The organism is Pseudomonas sp. F220, from assembly GCF_057813935.1.
In genome coordinates, this window is record NZ_JBVASJ010000001.1 from 275,904 (window position 1) to 292,454 (window position 16,551).

The window sequence follows — 16,551 nt, forward strand, 5'->3', positions numbered from 1 at the left end:
CATGCAAACTCGTGACGACATTTTCAACACCCTGCGCGATGCCCTGGTCGAACTCTTCGAGCTGGACCCCGAACGAATCACCCTCGAGTCCAATCTGTATCAGGATCTGGAAATCGACAGCATTGATGCCGTTGACCTGATTGACCATATCAAGCGCCAGACCGGCAAGAAAATTGCCGCCGAAGAGTTCAAGTTGGTGCGCACTGTCAGTGACGTGGTCGAGGCAGTCTATCGCCTGGTTCAACCGGCCGCATGAGCCGCTTGATCGGCCTTGGCCTGCTGCTGGCGGGCCTGTTGTACCCCTTTTCGGTGTATTACGGCATGGAGCATTTTGCGCCGTGGCAGTTCGGTCTGTTGCTCGGCGGCCTGTGGCTGGCCCGCGCGCTGACCGGCGTGCGGCGTCTCGGCAGCCTGTGGATGGCGGTCGCGGCGATTGCTTTTTGTCTGTTGCTGGCGCTGTTCGATAGCCCGCTGTTGCTGCGTTGGTACCCGGTGCTGATCAGCAGTTTCATGCTGGCGCTGTTTGGCCTGAGCTTGAAATACGGACCGCCGATGGTCGAGCGTCTGGCGCGCTTGAGCGAGCCAGAGCTGCCGGACAAAGCGATTCGCTACACCCGTCAGGTGACGATTGCCTGGAGTGTGTTTTTTCTCTGTAACGGATTGCTCGCCGCCGCCCTGACCCTCTGGGCGCCGCTGAGTTGGTGGGCGTTGTACACCGGCCTGATCTCCTACGGGTTGATGGGTTTGCTATTTGCCGTTGAATGGCTATTACGACAACGCGTACGAGGCCGTGCATGAATTGGATAAAACTTGAGCATCTGTTGCTCAAGGCTCAGTCGGGGCGCGCCGTCACGGCGGGCCCCGCATTGAATCACACTGAACTATGCGAGCAGTCGCTAAGCTTCGCTGCCGGCCTGCAAGCACACGGCGTGCAGCGCATTGCCGTGTATCTGGAAGATGCCGGTGAACTGGCGATTGCCTTACTCGGCGCCTGGCGCGCCGGAGTCAGCGTACTGTTGCCTGCAGACCTGCAAGCCAAGACCCGTCAACGCTGGTCAAGCGAGGTCGATCTGTGGCTGACGGATCAGGCAAACGACGCGGCTCTCAGCGATCTGTTTCAAACCCCGCTGCCCGCCGCCGAGCTGGATCTGGACCAATGCCGCCTGAGTCTGTGCACGTCCGGCTCCAGCGGCGAGCCCAAGCGCATCGAAAAAAACCTGCGGCAACTGGCCAACGAAGTCCAAGCCCTTGAGCAACTGTGGGGCGCCGATTTGGGCGAGGCCTGCATCATCGGTAGCGTCGCCACACAGCATATTTATGGTCTGCTGTTCCGCGTGCTCTGGCCACTGTGTGCCGGGCGCCAGTTCGTGCGTAACCAACTGCCGTTCCCCGAAGACTTGCAGCGCGCCAGTCGCGAGCACCCGGCCTTCGCCTGGGTCGCCAGCCCGGCGTTGCTAAAGCGCATGGGCGACAACCTCGACTGGCCAGCCTTGAGCGATGTGCGACGAGTGTTTTCTTCCGGCGGCGCGTTGCCCGCTGAAGCCGCGCAGAGCTTGAAGCAACGCTTGCAGCAATGGCCGACTGAAATTCTCGGCAGCTCGGAAACCGGCGGCATCGCTTGGCGTCAAGGCGACAGCCTGTGGCGGCCGTTCGCCGATGTACAACTGAGCCAGGACAGTGACGGCGCGCTGCGCATTGCTTCGCCGTACTTGCCCGCAGGTCATGTCGAACAGACCTTTGACGCCGCACGAATCGCCTCTGACGGGCGCTTCGAACTACTTGGGCGATTGGACCGTATCGTCAAACTGGAAGAAAAACGTATCTCACTGCCGATGCTTGAACAGGCGCTGGTCAATCACGATTGGGTCGCTGAAGCGCGCCTCGGTGTGGTTCAGGAAAACCGTGCGTCCCTTGGTGCCTTGGTGGCACTGAGCGAACAAGGCCTGCATGCACTGCGCAATCAGGGTCGACGCGCCCTGACTCAGGAACTTCGCCGACACCTCAGCCAGCATTGCGAGTCCCTGGCCTTGCCGCGGCGTTGGCGTTTACTGCGGCAGCTGCCGTTGAACGCCCAAGGTAAACTGCCGCAAGCCGAGGTCGAAGCCCTGCTACTGGCCCCGCGCCCGAAAGCGCCGGAAGTACTGGAGCAAGTCGAGGCCTATGGCGAGTGGAGCCTGCAACTGGCGGTCCCACCGGACCTGGCCTACTTCAGCGGGCACTTCCTGCAAGCGCCAGTGTTGCCTGGCGTGGTGCAAATCGATTGGGCATTGAGCCTCGGTCAGCAGTTGCTGCCGCTGCCGGAGAAGTTTGCGGGGATGGAAGTGTTGAAGTTTCAGCAATTGGTCCGCCCCGGCGACCAGGTTCAGCTGCATCTACGGTTCGACAGTGAGCGTGGCAAACTGTATTTCGCCTATCGCAACGACACTACGACGTGTTCCAGTGGACGGATTTTGTTGGAGGCGGCGCATGCATAACCCCTGCGCAATCATCCCGGTCTACAACCACGAAACCACCGTCCCTGCTGTGGTCAAGGCTCTGCTCGCCAACGGTCTGCCCTGCATACTGGTGGACGACGGCAGTAACCCTGCCTGCGCAGCCGTGCTTGAGCAGCTTGCCGAAGGTGAGCACATTTACTTGGTGAAATTTGCGGCCAACCAAGGCAAGGGCAGTGCGGTCATGGCCGGTTTTCGCGAAGCTTCGCGTCTGGGCTTCAGCCATGCCCTGCAAGTGGATGCTGATGGTCAACACGACCTGCGCGACATCGAGACCTTCATCGACGCGTCACGCACGCATCCGCAAGCGCTGATTTGTGGGTACCCGCAATACGACGCCAGCGTGCCGAAGAGCCGTTTATACGCACGTTACCTGACTCACTTCTGGGTCTGGGTCAACACCCTGTCGTTTCAGATTATCGATTCCATGTGCGGCTTTCGCATCTATCCATTGCCGCCGACCCTGGCCCTCATCAACTCGGTGAAGATCGGCAAACACATGGACTTCGACACCGACATCATCGTGCGGCTGGCCTGGCGTAATCAGCCGATGCGTTGGCTGCATACCAAGGTCCATTACCCGCAGGACGGTATCTCGCATTTCCGTCTGTTCCGCGACAACGTGTTGATTACGAGCATGCACACCCGGTTGTTCTTCGGCATGCTATTGCGCGCGCCGATGATCCTTTGGCGACGGTGGCAGGCATGAGCATCAACGCAGACAAAGAGCACTGGGCCGATCACAAGGAGCGCGGCAGTTTCTGGCTGATGAAGCTCATTGCGTTCGGCGTCAAAGTGCTCGGTCGTCGGGTGCTGACTCCGGTGCTGCACGGTATCGTTTTGTACTTTTTCCTGTTCGGTCGCGGCGCCCGGCAAAGCGCCTGGCAATACCAGCAACGCCTCGCCGACTGGAGTGGACGCAGTGAATTGCGCCCAACCCACTGGCGGGTGTTTGGCCAGTTCATGGCCTTCGCCGACTCCATGCTCGACAAGCTCGACGTGTGGAACGGCAAGCTTCGCATCGAGCAAATCGAAATCGTCGACCCGGCGCTGCTGCGCAAACGGTTTCGCGGCGAGCGCGGGCAAATGTTGGTGGGTGCCCACCTGGGTAACCTTGAGGTCTGTCGCGCCCTCGCCGAACTGGGCGAAAAAGTGACGATGAACGTGCTGGTGCACACCAAGCACGCTGAACGCTTCAACCGCTTGCTCGGCGAAGCCGGCGCGACCCATTTACGGCTGATTCAGGTCAGCGAGCTGGACCCAGTGATCATGCTGCAACTCAACCAGCGGCTGGATCGCGGCGAGTGGCTGGCGATTGCCGGCGACCGCGTGCCGCTGCATGGCGGGCGTATCGTGCAAGTCGACTTCCTCGGTCATCCGGCAGCGTTTCCGCAAGGGCCCTGGCTGCTGGCCGGACTGCTGAAATGCCCGGTCAATCTGCTGATGTGCCTGAAGAGCAACGGCCGCTATCGAGTGATTCTCGAACCCTTTACCGAGGCTGTGGTCTGGAAGCGTAGCGACCGTGAACACGTGATCGCCGAATGGACCGCCCGCTACGCCGAACGCCTGGGGCAGTACTGTCTCGAAGCGCCCCAACAATGGTTCAACTTTTACCCTTACTGGAAGACCGATGACGACGCATCCGCTTGAGCCGGTAACCTTCGGCGAACTCCCTTTGCGCATCGAAGACGTGCTGGCCCTGGCCAACCGTCAGGTGCCGACGCAGTTGCAAGGCGACCCTGAGTTCCGTCAGCGCATCGCCAAGGGCGCGCAGTTCCTCGACTCCTTGCTGGACAAGGAAGGCGTGATCTACGGCGTCACCACCGGCTATGGCGATTCCTGTGTGGTCGCGGTGCCCTTGCATCACGTCGAGGCGCTGCCCCGTCATCTGTACACTTTCCACGGCTGCGGGCTGGGCAAAATGCTCGATGCTCAGGCCACTCGTGCGGTACTGGCGGCGCGTTTGCAGTCGCTTTGCCAAGGCGTGTCCGGGGTTCGGGTGGAGCTGCTGGAGCGTCTGCAAGCCTTCATCGATCAGGACATTCTGCCGCTGATTCCCGAAGAGGGTTCGGTGGGCGCCAGCGGTGATCTGACACCGCTGTCTTACGTGGCGGCGACCTTGTCCGGTGAGCGTGAAGTCATGTTCCGTGGTGAGCGCAGGCAAGCGGCCGACGTGCACAGCGAACTCGGCTGGGCTCCGCTGGTGCTGCGCCCCAAAGAAGCCCTGGCGCTGATGAACGGCACCGCGGTGATGACCGGTCTTGCCTGTCTGGCTTACGCCCGTGCCGACTACCTGCTGCAACTGGCCACACGCATTACCGCGCTGAACGTGGTGGCGCTGCAAGGCAATCCAGAGCATTTCGACGAGCGTTTGTTCGCTACCAAACCGCACCCGGGGCAAATGCAGGTCGCCGCGTGGTTGCGTAAAGACCTGGCGATCGACGCGCCGACCGCGCCGCTGCATCGCCTGCAAGATCGCTATTCACTGCGTTGCGCGCCCCACGTGCTCGGGGTGTTGGCCGACAGCCTGAACTGGCTGCGCTCGTTCATTGAAATCGAACTCAACAGCGCCAACGACAACCCGATCATCGACGCCGAAGCCGAGCGCGTGCTGCACGGCGGGCACTTCTACGGCGGGCATATCGCCTTCGCCATGGATAGCCTGAAAACCCTCGTAGCCAATGTCGCCGACCTGCTGGACCGACAGCTCGCGCTGCTGGTGGACGTGCGTTACAACCACGGTTTGCCGAGCAATCTGTCTGGCGCCAGCGCTGAACGGGCGATGCTCAACCACGGCTTCAAAGCGGTGCAGATCGGTACCAGCGCCTGGACCGCCGAAGCCCTGAAAAACACCATGCCGGCCAGCGTGTTCTCGCGCTCCACCGAGTGCCATAACCAGGACAAAGTCAGCATGGGCACTATCGCCGCCCGCGATGCGATCCGCGTACTGGAGCTGACTGAACAAGTCGCCGCCGCCACCCTGCTGGCGGCCAATCAAGGCGTTTGGCTGCGCAGCCAGGCTGAAGACGCGCGGCCATTGCCGCCGGCCTTGGCCGAGATGCACGAAGAATTGGCCAAGGACTTCCCGCCGGTCATTGAAGACCGTGCGCTGGAAGCCGAATTGCGCCTGTGCCTGCAACGTATCGCCGAACAACACTGGAGGCTGCATGCGTAGCAAGGGAGTGATTCACGCTGATACGGAAATCCTCGTGCCGTTCTTCGACATCGACACGATGGACGTGGTCTGGCACGGCCATTACGTCAAATACCTGGAAATCGCCCGCTGCGCCCTGCTAGACAAGATCGGCCACAACTACACGCACATGAAAGAGTCCGGCTACGCGTGGCCGGTGATCGACCTGCAACTGCGCTACGTACGCGGCGCCACGTTCGGCCAGAAACTCAACGTGCGCGCCAGCTTGGTAGAGTGGGAAAACCGCCTGAAGATCAGCTACCTGATCAGCGACCTCGACAGTGCCGAACGCCTGACCCGCGCCAGTTCGGTGCAGGTTGCGGTGGACCTCGCCAGCCGCGAAATGCAGCTGGCATCGCCGAAAGTGTTTATCGACGCCGTTGAGAAGGTGCTGCCATGAGCCTGTTCGGATCCACGCCCCCCTGTAGCAACTGCCGCCAGGCTGTGGCCGGCCGCGAAGCGGTCGTAAAACCTGAATCCCGGATTCTGAATCGAAATAGGGGAACCCAAATTGCGACCGCTTCGCGGCCGGACGCAGGCTTCGCCAGCGGCTACAAGGTGTGGTTGAGCCTGCTGCTGTTGCTCGGCTTTTCGTCGTTGGCGCAAGCCTTCGACCTGCAACAACTCAGCGATCAACTGGCTAAACCAGAAGTGATCCACGGCAACTTCATCCAGGAAAAGCACCTGCGCGCCCTACCCCAGCCGCTGACCAGCAAAGGCACTTTCGTGCTGGCGAAAGATCACGGTTTGCTCTGGCTGCTCAAGACTCCGCTGCAACAGGACTACCGCATCAGCGCCAAGGGCATCGCACGACGTGACGGCAACGGTTGGCAAATGCTGCCGAACAAGAGCGCCGGCGCCGAGCAGAACCGCTTGTTCCTTGCGGTGCTGCAGGGTGACAGCAGTGGCCTGCAACGGGACTTCGACCTGCAACTGCAAGGCGACGCCCAACAATGGAAATTGGCGCTGACCCCGCGTTCTTTGCTGCTCAAGCAGGTTTTCACCCAGATCAACATCGATGGCGGTGCATTGGTGCAACGCATCGAGCTACTGGAAACCCAAGGTGACAGCACCGTATTGCGCATGCTGGACACCACCCGCTTCAAACCTCTGAGCGATTCGGAGCAACATGACTTTGCCGAGTGAACGCTGGTTGCCGCGACTGTTTCTGATCCTGCTGGTGGCCGTATTGGCCCTGGCCGGCTGGCAATGGCGCGGCGCTGCACCGCTGTCCGCCAACCTGATGGAACTGGTACCGGGCACCGCGCCGGATGCACTGGAGCTGCGCGCCGAACAGCGCATGCAAGAACCACTTAACCGCGAAATACTGGTATTGGTTGGGCACGCCGATCGCCAACAAGCCATCGCCATGGCTCAGCAACTGGGCGAGCACTGGCAGGCCAGTGGCTTGTTCGAGAAGGTCCAGTGGAACCTGCAAGCGGACCTGCCTGCGTTGCGCACGCAGTTGCTGCAAGGGCGAGTGGCGATGCTCTCCGCGGCAGATCGACAACAGCTGATCGAGCAACCGCAGGCATTTATCCAGCAGCGCGTACAAGCGCTGTTCGACCCCTTCACAGGGTTCAGTCTGGTGCCAAGCCAGGACGACTGGCTGGGTTTGACCGGACGCATCCAGAACAGCCAGCCGCAGCACGGCGCGGTGCAGCTGGACATTGGTAGCGGCGCGTTGATCGCTGACGCCGACGGCAAGAGTTGGGTGCTGCTGCGGGCTCGCACTCAGGGCAACGCTTTCGACATGCACTTGCCACTGCAAGTGGCCGAGCTACTGAAACACAGCCGCGAACAAGCGGCACAGGCCAATGTGCAATTGCTCGCTGCCAGCGGGCTGCTGTACGCGGCCAATGGTCAGCAACAGGCAACCCGCGAGATCACCTGGGTCGGCGGCGGCGCCACTGCCGGCATTCTGTTGCTACTGCTGTTAGCCTTCCGCCGCTTTCGCGTGCTGCTGGCCTTCGTTCCAGTGCTGGTGGGCATGCTGTTTGGCGCGGTGGCTTGCGTGGCGCTGTTCGGCCATATGCACGTGATAACGCTAGTGTTGGGGTCGAGCCTGATCGGCGTGGCGGTGGACTACCCGCTGCATTACCTGTCCAAGAGCTGGAGTCTGAAACCCTGGCACAGCTGGCCGGCGTTGCGCCTGACCCTGCCGGGGCTGACCTTGAGCCTGGCCACCAGTTGCATCGGCTACCTGGCGCTGGCCTGGACACCGTTTCCGGCATTGACCCAAATCGCGGTGTTCTCCGCCGCCGGTTTGCTCGGCGCTTATTTGTCTGCCGTGTGCTTGCTGCCGGCAATGCTCAAGGGCACCGATCTGCGACCGGCACAGTGGCCGCTGCACGTCGCACAGTTTTTGGTGAACACGCGCGAAGCCTTGCTGCGTCGGGTTCGCAGCCCGATTCTGCTGGGGTTGCTGGTGCTGTTTTGTGCCGGCGGCCTGTGGCAACTCACCACCAAGAACGACATCCGCCAATGGATCAGCGCACCGCCACAATTGATGAACGAAGCTCAGGCGATTGCGCGGATCACCGGTTATCAGCCTACCAGCCAGTTCTTCCTGGTGCGGGCGGCCGATCAGCAACAACTGCTCGAACGTCAGAAGGCACTCGACCAACGCCTGCATCAGCTGGTCAGTCTGGACAAGCTGCAAGGCTATCTGTCGTTGAATCAACTGGTCAGCCAACCCAGCGAACAACAACAGGTTCGCGAGGCACTGAACAAACTGCCGCAGTTCTGGCAACCGCTGCTCGACCTCGGCATACCGGCCAGCGCGCTGCAAGCCGAGCTGACGCAGTTGCAGGCGCTACCCATCCAAGACATCGACGCCGCCCTGACCGGACCGCTGGCCGAGCCGTGGCGCCCACTATGGCTGGGTGCCTCCAGCGATGGCGTGGCCGGGTTGGTCAGCCTGCAAGGGTTGAATAACCCGGAATTGTTGCGGGTTCAGGCGCTGGATTTGCCCGGAGTGCAATTAGTCGATCGATTGGGGGATCTGAACAAAGTCTTCGCCGCGACCCAAATCAGCGCCGCTGAATTGAAGCTGATGTCTTGCATCCTGATCGTGTTGCTGCTGATCCTGCCGTTTGGCTTCGGTGGAGCGCTGCGGATCGTCGCACTGCCGTTACTGGCGGCACTGTGCAGCCTGGCCAGCCTCGGCTGGCTCGGACAACCACTGACGCTATTCAGCCTGTTCGGCCTGCTGCTGGTGACGGCCATCAGCGTCGACTATGCAATCCTCATGCGTGAGCAAATTGGCGGCGCGGCGGTGAGCCTGCTCGGCACCCTGCTGGCGGCAGCGACCACCTGGCTGTCATTCGGCCTGCTGGCGATTTCCAGCACACCGGCGGTGAGCAACTTCGGTTTGTCGGTGAGCCTGGGGCTGGCCTTCAGCTTCATTCTCGCGCCATGGGCCAAGCGTCAGGCCCACACCGCACCCGTCACAGAGCCGGCAGCATGATGATCGCGTTGTTCTGGCTGCTGGCCTTGGCGCTGTTCGCCGTGGCGACCCGTGTGGGTCGTCACTTCGGGCTAATCCCGATTGTCAGCCAGTTGCTGCTGGCGACTTTCGGCCTGCCGCTGTTGATGCTGTTGTGGATCGAACCGCACTGGCAGTTGAGCGGTGCCGAATTGGTGTCGCCGGGGTGGCTGAAAAACCTCTACAGCCTGAGCTTCGCGCTGCTGCTGGGGCATATTCTGAGCGACGTGATCGACCTGCGGCTGGATCGCCAGAGCCTGAAAATCGCGCTGCCGAGCTTCTGCATTCCGTTCGCCGTCGGGCTGGTCACTGCCTTCTGGCTGTTGCCGAGCCAGCCGTGGCTGAGTTCGCTGGCGGTGGGTTTGCTGTTCGCGATTACTGCGATTCCGGTGCTCTATCTGTACCTGCGACACATCGACTATCCACCTGCGGCAACTCGCCGACTGGTGCAGACCGCCATCCTCATCGACCTGACCTGCTGGAGTCTGTTCGCCATTGCCCAGGGCAGCCTGCACCTGAGTAGCCTGTTGTTGCCGCTGGCCGGCGCCTGCCTGCCGTTGCTGCTGCGCGTACTTGGCCTGCGCCAGCCGCTGCTCCACAGCCTGGGCTTCTTCGGCTTGCTGGTGGTCGCCGAACACTACAAGCTCAATGCGCTGATTTTCGGTATCGGCTATTTGCTCTGCATGGCCGCCCTCAAGCTGCCGCTGGTGCTGCCGTTAAAGGCAGCCTGGATGAATCGTTTACAGACCCATATCGCGATTCCACTGATCCTGACCTTCGGCATTGTGCAGATCAACGTACACAGCGCCATGGACAGCCTCAGCTGGGTTCAGCTTGGCGCGTTGCTGGTCTTGCCAATCCTCAGCAAACTGCTGGGCAACTGGCTCGGTTTGGGCTGGGCCGGTGCATCCTTTGTCGGTGCCAGCCGCTGGCGGGAAAGTCTGCTGCTGAACATTCGTGGATTGAGCGAGATTGTCTTTCTCAACCTGCTGCTGCAACAACAGCTGATCAGCCCGGCGCTGTACTTCGCGCTGATGCTGATGGGTTTGATCGCAACGTTGCTGCCGGCACTCGCCGGTATCCGTCGTATTCCTTTACAGGCCGCCGTCCCGGCAAGGAGCACCAGTGCCAACAGTTGAAATGGAACGTCGCCGGGTTGTAGTGATTGGTGCCGGCCCTTCCGGTGCGATCGCCGCCGCGCTGCTCAAGCGCAAAGGCCATGATGTACTGATTATCGAGCGCCAGCACTTTCCACGGTTTTCCATCGGCGAAAGCCTGCTGTCTCACTGCCTGGATTTCGTCGAAGAAGCCGGCATGCTCGACGCCGTAAAGGCCGCCGGCTTTCAGATGAAAAACGGTGCGGCCTTCGCTTGGGGCGAGCGCTACAGTGCCTTCGATTTCGGCGACACCTTCAGCAACGGCAAGCCAACCACCTTCCAGGTTCAGCGCGCCGATTTCGACAAACTGCTGGCCGATCAGGCCGAGTTGCAGGGCGTGGAGATCCGTTACGGCGAAGAGATTATCAGCGTCGATTTCAACCTGCCGAAACCTCAACTGAGCGCTCGTCGCGAAGATGGCAGTGAATACCGAATCGAGGCGGACTTCGTGCTGGATGCCAGCGGTTATGGCCGCGTATTGCCGCGCTTGCTGGACCTGGAAGCGCCGTCGAATTTCCCGGTGCGTCAGGCGGTGTTCACCCATGTTGAAGACCACATCAACAGCCTGGGTTTCGAGCGGGAGAAAATTCTCATCACCACCCACCCGATCCATCGCGATATCTGGTTCTGGACTATCCCGTTCAGCAACGGTCGCTGCTCGGTGGGTGTGGTCGCCGCAAAAGAGCACTTTGCAGATCGCAGCAGCAATCTGGATGAGTGCCTGCGCGGTTTTATCGCTGAAACCCCAAGCTTGCAAGGCGTGCTGCAAAACGCCGTATGGGACACCCCAGCGCGAACCATTGGCGGCTATTCGGCCAACGTCAAAACCCTGCACGGGCCGGGCTTCGCCTTGCTCGGCAACGCGACAGAATTCCTCGACCCGGTGTTCTCCTCCGGGGTGACCATCGCCATGCGTTCGGCGAGCATGGCCGCCGGCGTGCTGCATCGCCAACTGCAGGGTGAAAGTGTCGACTGGCAAAGCGAGTTCGCTATCCCCCTGAAACGCGGCGTAGATACTTTCCGCTGCTACGTCGAGGGCTGGTATACCGGGACATTCCAGGATGTAATTTTCCATTCGGGTGGTACGCCGGAAATTCGCCGCATGATCAGTTCGATCCTCGCCGGCTACGCCTGGGATGAGCGCAACCCGTTTGTCAGCGAACCCAAGCGCCGTCTGCGGATGCTCTCGGAGATCTGCGCGAGTGATGCGCAATGACCAGCCAATATTTGAGCAGCAGTTACGTCGAAGAAACCCGTTTCGGCTTCTGGTTCCTGCGCAGCCACACCTGGCAGCACCATGTGCTGCGGGTGGCGATCAACGATCTGCGCAAACTGTTCTGCGATGAGTTGCCGAGTCATCCGGTGCTGCTGGATGCCGGTTGCGGTCAGGGTAAGTCGTTCCAGTACCTGCGCCAGGTGTTTGCGCCGCAACGCCTGATCGGTCTGGATGCCGACCCTCACAGCCTGACCTTGAGTGACGAAGAAGCTCATCGCCAGGACATGAACGTCGAGCTGATCTGCAGCGACTGCGCGACCCTGGATATGCCGGACGCCAGCGTCGATCTGCTGTTTTGCCACCAGACCTTTCATCACTTGGTGGAACAGGAACAAGCGCTCGCCCAGTTTTATCGGGTGCTCAAGCCTGGCGGCTATCTGCTGTTCGCCGAGTCCACCGAAGCCTATATCGACACCTGGGTGATCCGCTGGCTGTTCCGCCATCCGATGCATGTACAGAAGAGCGCTGAGCAATACCTGCAGATGATCCGCGATCAAGGATTTGAATTCGGCCCGCAAAACGTGTCTTACCCTTATCTGTGGTGGAGCCGTTCGAAGGATTTCGGCCTGCTGGAACGCTTCGGCCTACACCGTGCAAAACCCTTCGGCCAACGGGAAGAGACGCTGATCAACGTGGTCGCACGCAAACCCCTTGAAGGTAACGTCTGATGATCCGTGCCCTACTCTTGAGCTCTGTCCTGCTGCTGAGCGCCTGCGCCAGCCAGGCGCCGCTGCCCGAGAGAAGCCCGAACCTGCCGTTGCCGCTGCAATTGCACATCGAACGTCAGCAGGCCAAGCAACGTCAGGACTGGCTGCTGGTGATCCAGCGTGAAGGGCAAAGCATCCGCTGGTCATTGATGGACCCGCTGGGGATCCCACTGGCCCGTCAGCGGCTGATTGACGGCGCGTGGCAGGCCGATGGCTTGCTACCGCCCAACCCCGAAGCCCGCGAGCTGTTTGCCGCGCTGTTGTTCGCCTTGACGCCTGAGGGCGAACTGCCCGGTAACTATCCAACGGCGCAGCAACAAGGCTCGCATCGCTCCCTCGGCCCACGCTGGAAAATTCGCTATCAACAGCCTTTGGACTTTGAGCTGAACCTGCCTCAAAGCCTGCACTATCACATCACTCCACTGACCGCCGAGACCTCACCATGACGGCTTATTTGAATGCCCTTGGGCTGATCTGCGGTTTAGGCCGCAACAAGCACGAAGTCGCGCGCAATCTGTTTGCCGGAGATTGCTCAGGGATGCGCCTCGAAGCGGGCTGGGTGCCTGATCGTGCGTTGCCCGTGGCGGCGGTGCAGGGCGAACTGGCGAGCATTCCCACCGAACTGAACCAGCAAAGCAGCCGCAATAACCAATTGTTGCTGGAAGCCGCGCTGCAAATTCGTGATGACATCGACCAAGCGATTCAGGTCTACGGCCGCAGTCGCATCGGTGTCGTCCTCGGTACCAGCACCTCAGGTATCGATGAAGCCAGTCGCAGTATTGCCAGCTACATACGCGACGGGCAGTTCCCCGCCGACTACGACTATCAGCAACAGGAACTCAGCGCTCCGGCGAATTTCCTCGCAGACTGGCTGCAATTGAGCGGCCCGGCCTATGTGATTTCCACCGCCTGCACTTCCAGCGCCCGCGCCTTGATGAGTGCTCAACGGCTGTTGGACCTGGGCCTGTGCGACGCGGTGCTGTGCGGCGGTGCCGACAGTTTGTGCAAGCTGACCCTCAATGGTTTTTCGGCGCTGGAAGCGGTGTCCGAGCAGCGTTGCAATCCGTTTTCGGTCAATCGCAATGGCATCAATATCGGCGAAGCGGCGGTGCTGTTCCTGATGAGCAAAAGCGCCAACGGTAAGCAGCCGATTGCCTTGCTGGGCGGCGGCGCGAGTTCCGATGCCCACCATATTTCAGCACCAGAACCGAGTGGTCGCGGTGCACTGCAAGCCATGGACAAAGCCTTGAGCTGCGCACACTTGCAGCCCGAACAGATCGGTTACCTGAACCTGCACGGCACCGCGACGCAACACAACGACGCCATGGAAAGCCTGGCGGTCGCAACAATGTTTCCCGGCGGGGTGCTCTGCTCATCGACCAAACCCATGAGCGGCCACACCCTCGGCGCGGCCGGCGCGTTGGAAGCCGCCTTCTGCTGGCTGAGCCTGAGCGCCGACAACACCGAACACGCCTTGCCGCCGCATGTCTGGGACGGCCAGGCCGATCCCGAGTTACCGGCGCTGAGCTGGGTGACGGCCGCTGATCGCCTCGACCAAACTGCACCGCGCTGCCTGATGAGCAACTCCTTTGCCTTCGGTGGCAACAACGTCAGCCTGATTATCGGAGATGCCCCATGATTGATTGGCCGCTCGCCGAACTGATTCCCCACTCTGGCGACATGATCCTGATCGATCAGATCCTGTCGTTCGATGAAGAGCAGATCCACACCCGCCTAACCGTCAAACCCGGCGGTTTGTTCAACCAGGCAGACGGAAGCCTGCCAGCCTGGGTCGGTGTCGAGCTGATGGCACAGAGCGTCGCCGCCTATGCCGGTTGTCGTGCGCGACTGCTAGGCAATGCCGTCGAGTTGGGATTTCTGCTCGGTACGCGTAAATTTGTATGCAATGTGGAACATTTTCCCGTCGGCACCGAACTGACCATCCACGCCCTGCGCTCACTGGAAGTCGACAACGGCATGGGCGTATTCGAATGCCACATCAACGCACCCGGTATCCATGCCACGGCGCGCCTGAATGTGTTCTGCCCGCCTCAGCCGGCTCACTATCTTCATGAATCCCCTGCCTCTTCAACAGGAACCCAGCCATGACTGAATCCGTACTGGTCACCGGCTCCAGCCGTGGTATCGGCCGCGCCATTGCTTTGCGTCTGGCCCAGGCTGGCTTTGATTTGGTGCTGCATTGCCGCAGCGGCCGCAGCGATGCCCAAGCGGTTCAGGCCGAAGTCCAGGCGCTGGGGCGTAGCGCGCGCATCCTGCAATTCGACGTGTCCGATCGCGCCAGCTGCAAAGCCATTCTCGAAGCCGACGTCGACACCCATGGTGCCTATTACGGCGTGGTACTGAACGCCGGCCTGACCCGCGACGGCGCCTTTCCGGCGCTGAGCGAGGAAGACTGGGACGTGGTGATGCGCACCAACCTGGACGGTTTCTACAATGTGCTGCACCCGGTGATGATGCCGATGATCCGTCGTCGCGCCGCCGGACGAATTGTCTGCATCACCTCCGTTTCGGGGCTGATCGGCAATCGTGGGCAGGTCAACTACAGCGCCTCCAAGGCCGGATTGATCGGTGCCGCCAAGGCCTTGGCCATCGAACTGGGCAAACGCAAGATCACTGTCAACTGTGTGGCTCCGGGCTTGATTGACACGGCAATGCTCGACGAGAACGTCCCGGTGGAAGAATTGATGAAAATGATCCCTGCACAACGCATGGGCACGCCTGAAGAGGTCGCCAGCGCGGTGAATTTCCTGATGTCTGCTGAAGCGTCCTATATCACCCGGCAGGTTCTGGCCGTCAACGGAGGCCTGTGTTGATGAAACGCGTCGTCGTCACCGGCATGGCCGGCATCACCTCGCTGGGCAGCGATTGGGAAACCATCGCCGCCAACTTCCGCGCCAACCGCAGCGGCATTCGGCGCATGGATGAGTGGGACCGTTTCACTGAATTGAACACCCGACTGGCCGGGCCCATCGATGACTTCAAAGTGCCCGCGCATTGGACCCGCAAGCAATTGCGCAGCATGGGCCGGGTCTCGCGCCTGGCGGTTGGCGCCGCTGAGCAAGCCCTGGCAGACGCCGGATTGCTGGGCGATGCCTCGATCAAGGACGGCCGCATGGGCGTGTCCTGTGGCTCGTCCACCGGTAGCACCGACGAGATCAAAGCCTTCGGCAAGATGCTGCTGAACTCGGTCGCAGAAGGTCTGAACGCCAACTCCTACGTACGCATGATGCCGCACACCACCGCGGCAAATATCAGCATCTTCTTCGGCCTCACCGGCCGGTTGATCCCGACGTCCAGCGCCTGCACCAGCGGCAGCCAAGGCATCGGTTACGCCTATGAGTCGATCAAATTCGGCCGCCTGCCGCTGATGCTCGCAGGTGGTGCCGAAGAGCTGTGCCCGACCGAAGCCATGGTCTTCGACGCGCTGTACGCCACCAGCCTGAAAAACGATGCACCACAGACCAGCCCGCGTCCTTACGACAGCGGTCGCGACGGTTTGGTCATTGGTGAAGGCGGCGGCATGCTGGTGCTTGAAGAACTGGAACACGCACTGGCTCGCGGTGCGCATATTCATGCCGAGATCGTCGGTTTCGGCAGCAACGCTGACGGCCAGCACGCCACCCGCCCAGAACAAACCACCATGCGCCGGGCCATGGAGTTGGCACTGGAAGATGCCGGGCTGCAACCCTCCGACATCGGCTACGTCAACGGCCACGGCACCGCAACCGAGCAGGGCGACATCGCCGAAACCCACGCCACCAACAGCCTGTTCGGCAGCCGTATGCCCATCAGTTCGCAGAAGAGCTTCCTGGGCCACACCCTCGGTGCCTGTGGTGCGCTGGAGTCATGGTTCAGCATCGAGATGATGAACCGCGACCTGTACGTGCACACCCTCAACCTCGATGACATCGACCCGCGTTGCGGCGAACTGGACTACCTGCGCAGCGAATTCCGGCAGATGAGCAACCAATATGTGATGAACAACAACTTTGCCTTCGGGGGCGTCAACACCTCTCTGATCTTCCGCCGCTGGTCGTAAACGAGCCGCTAAGACGGCGTAGTGAACATCAAGATCAAAAGATCGCCGCCTGTGGCAGTCCTACGCTGACCGAGTACATCCGCAGCATTGCGGGTGTACGTCAATCCCCTGTAGGAGCTGCCGCGGGCGGCGATCTTTTAGGGCCAGCAAGGAAAATCTCTTTAACTAGCGGGACGTTT

Annotated in this window: 17 protein-coding genes; all 17 read left to right on the forward strand. The window is 60.9% G+C overall.

The window, feature by feature from the left end; genetic code table 11:
- The first annotated feature begins 1 nt into the window (after nucleotide 1).
- From ACZYSM_RS01175 to ACZYSM_RS01255, 17 genes are read left to right on the forward strand one after another with little or no spacing between them, the layout of a single operon-like run.
- Nucleotides 2-256, forward strand: coding sequence for an acyl carrier protein (locus ACZYSM_RS01175; protein WP_489068032.1), 255 nt, complete (start codon nucleotides 2-4; stop codon nucleotides 254-256).
- On the forward strand, nucleotides 253-798 hold the full coding sequence (locus tag ACZYSM_RS01180) for a COG4648 family protein (RefSeq protein ID WP_489068034.1): 546 nt from the start codon (nucleotides 253-255) through the stop codon (nucleotides 796-798). The genes ACZYSM_RS01175 and ACZYSM_RS01180 overlap by 4 nt, the downstream gene beginning before the upstream one ends.
- Nucleotides 795-2,474, forward strand: coding sequence for an ApeI family dehydratase (locus ACZYSM_RS01185; RefSeq protein WP_489068036.1), 1,680 nt, complete (start codon nucleotides 795-797; stop codon nucleotides 2,472-2,474). The genes ACZYSM_RS01180 and ACZYSM_RS01185 overlap by 4 nt, the downstream gene beginning before the upstream one ends.
- Nucleotides 2,467-3,201 (forward strand): glycosyltransferase family 2 protein, encoded by a 735-nt coding sequence (locus tag ACZYSM_RS01190; protein WP_489068038.1) that lies wholly within the window; start codon nucleotides 2,467-2,469, stop codon nucleotides 3,199-3,201. Before ACZYSM_RS01185 ends, ACZYSM_RS01190 begins: the two co-directional genes overlap by 8 nt.
- Nucleotides 3,198-4,142: a lysophospholipid acyltransferase family protein gene (locus tag ACZYSM_RS01195; RefSeq protein ID WP_489068040.1), complete on the forward strand. Its 945-nt coding sequence runs from the start codon at nucleotides 3,198-3,200 to the stop codon at nucleotides 4,140-4,142. Before ACZYSM_RS01190 ends, ACZYSM_RS01195 begins: the two co-directional genes overlap by 4 nt.
- Nucleotides 4,123-5,667 (forward strand): HAL/PAL/TAL family ammonia-lyase, encoded by a 1,545-nt coding sequence (locus ACZYSM_RS01200; RefSeq protein WP_489068042.1) that lies wholly within the window; start codon nucleotides 4,123-4,125, stop codon nucleotides 5,665-5,667. The genes ACZYSM_RS01195 and ACZYSM_RS01200 overlap by 20 nt, the downstream gene beginning before the upstream one ends.
- On the forward strand, nucleotides 5,660-6,085 hold the full coding sequence (locus tag ACZYSM_RS01205) for an acyl-CoA thioesterase (RefSeq protein ID WP_489068044.1): 426 nt from the start codon (nucleotides 5,660-5,662) through the stop codon (nucleotides 6,083-6,085). The genes ACZYSM_RS01200 and ACZYSM_RS01205 overlap by 8 nt, the downstream gene beginning before the upstream one ends.
- A complete protein-coding gene (locus ACZYSM_RS01210) occupies nucleotides 6,082-6,831 on the forward strand; it encodes an outer membrane lipoprotein carrier protein LolA (protein ID WP_489068046.1) in 750 nt (249 codons plus the stop codon). The genes ACZYSM_RS01205 and ACZYSM_RS01210 overlap by 4 nt, the downstream gene beginning before the upstream one ends.
- Nucleotides 6,815-9,154 carry an MMPL family transporter gene (locus ACZYSM_RS01215; protein WP_489068048.1) on the forward strand — a complete coding sequence of 780 codons (2,340 nt, stop codon included), beginning with the start codon at nucleotides 6,815-6,817 and terminating at the stop codon, nucleotides 9,152-9,154. The genes ACZYSM_RS01210 and ACZYSM_RS01215 overlap by 17 nt, the downstream gene beginning before the upstream one ends.
- Nucleotides 9,151-10,311: a sodium:proton antiporter gene (locus tag ACZYSM_RS01220; RefSeq protein WP_489068050.1), complete on the forward strand. Its 1,161-nt coding sequence runs from the start codon at nucleotides 9,151-9,153 to the stop codon at nucleotides 10,309-10,311. The genes ACZYSM_RS01215 and ACZYSM_RS01220 overlap by 4 nt, the downstream gene beginning before the upstream one ends.
- On the forward strand, nucleotides 10,298-11,545 hold the full coding sequence (locus tag ACZYSM_RS01225; RefSeq protein WP_489068052.1) for an NAD(P)/FAD-dependent oxidoreductase: 1,248 nt from the start codon (nucleotides 10,298-10,300) through the stop codon (nucleotides 11,543-11,545). The genes ACZYSM_RS01220 and ACZYSM_RS01225 overlap by 14 nt, the downstream gene beginning before the upstream one ends.
- Nucleotides 11,542-12,273, forward strand: coding sequence for a class I SAM-dependent methyltransferase (locus ACZYSM_RS01230; protein ID WP_489068054.1), 732 nt, complete (start codon nucleotides 11,542-11,544; stop codon nucleotides 12,271-12,273). The genes ACZYSM_RS01225 and ACZYSM_RS01230 overlap by 4 nt, the downstream gene beginning before the upstream one ends.
- Nucleotides 12,273-12,758: a hypothetical protein gene (locus ACZYSM_RS01235; protein ID WP_489068056.1), complete on the forward strand. Its 486-nt coding sequence runs from the start codon at nucleotides 12,273-12,275 to the stop codon at nucleotides 12,756-12,758. The genes ACZYSM_RS01230 and ACZYSM_RS01235 overlap by 1 nt, the downstream gene beginning before the upstream one ends.
- Nucleotides 12,755-13,951: a beta-ketoacyl-[acyl-carrier-protein] synthase family protein gene (locus tag ACZYSM_RS01240; protein ID WP_489068058.1), complete on the forward strand. Its 1,197-nt coding sequence runs from the start codon at nucleotides 12,755-12,757 to the stop codon at nucleotides 13,949-13,951. The genes ACZYSM_RS01235 and ACZYSM_RS01240 overlap by 4 nt, the downstream gene beginning before the upstream one ends.
- Nucleotides 13,948-14,421, forward strand: a complete 474-nt coding sequence (locus ACZYSM_RS01245) for a hotdog family protein (RefSeq protein ID WP_489068060.1) — start codon at nucleotides 13,948-13,950, stop codon at nucleotides 14,419-14,421. Before ACZYSM_RS01240 ends, ACZYSM_RS01245 begins: the two co-directional genes overlap by 4 nt.
- A complete protein-coding gene (gene fabG, locus ACZYSM_RS01250; protein ID WP_489068062.1) occupies nucleotides 14,418-15,146 on the forward strand; it encodes a 3-oxoacyl-ACP reductase FabG in 729 nt (242 codons plus the stop codon). Before ACZYSM_RS01245 ends, fabG begins: the two co-directional genes overlap by 4 nt.
- The gene (locus tag ACZYSM_RS01255) at nucleotides 15,146-16,372 is read left to right on the forward strand and encodes a beta-ketoacyl-ACP synthase (RefSeq protein WP_489068064.1); all 1,227 of its coding nucleotides are present in this window, start codon (nucleotides 15,146-15,148) and stop codon (nucleotides 16,370-16,372) included. The genes fabG and ACZYSM_RS01255 overlap by 1 nt, the downstream gene beginning before the upstream one ends.
- The last annotated feature ends 179 nt before the right edge of the window (nucleotides 16,373-16,551 follow it).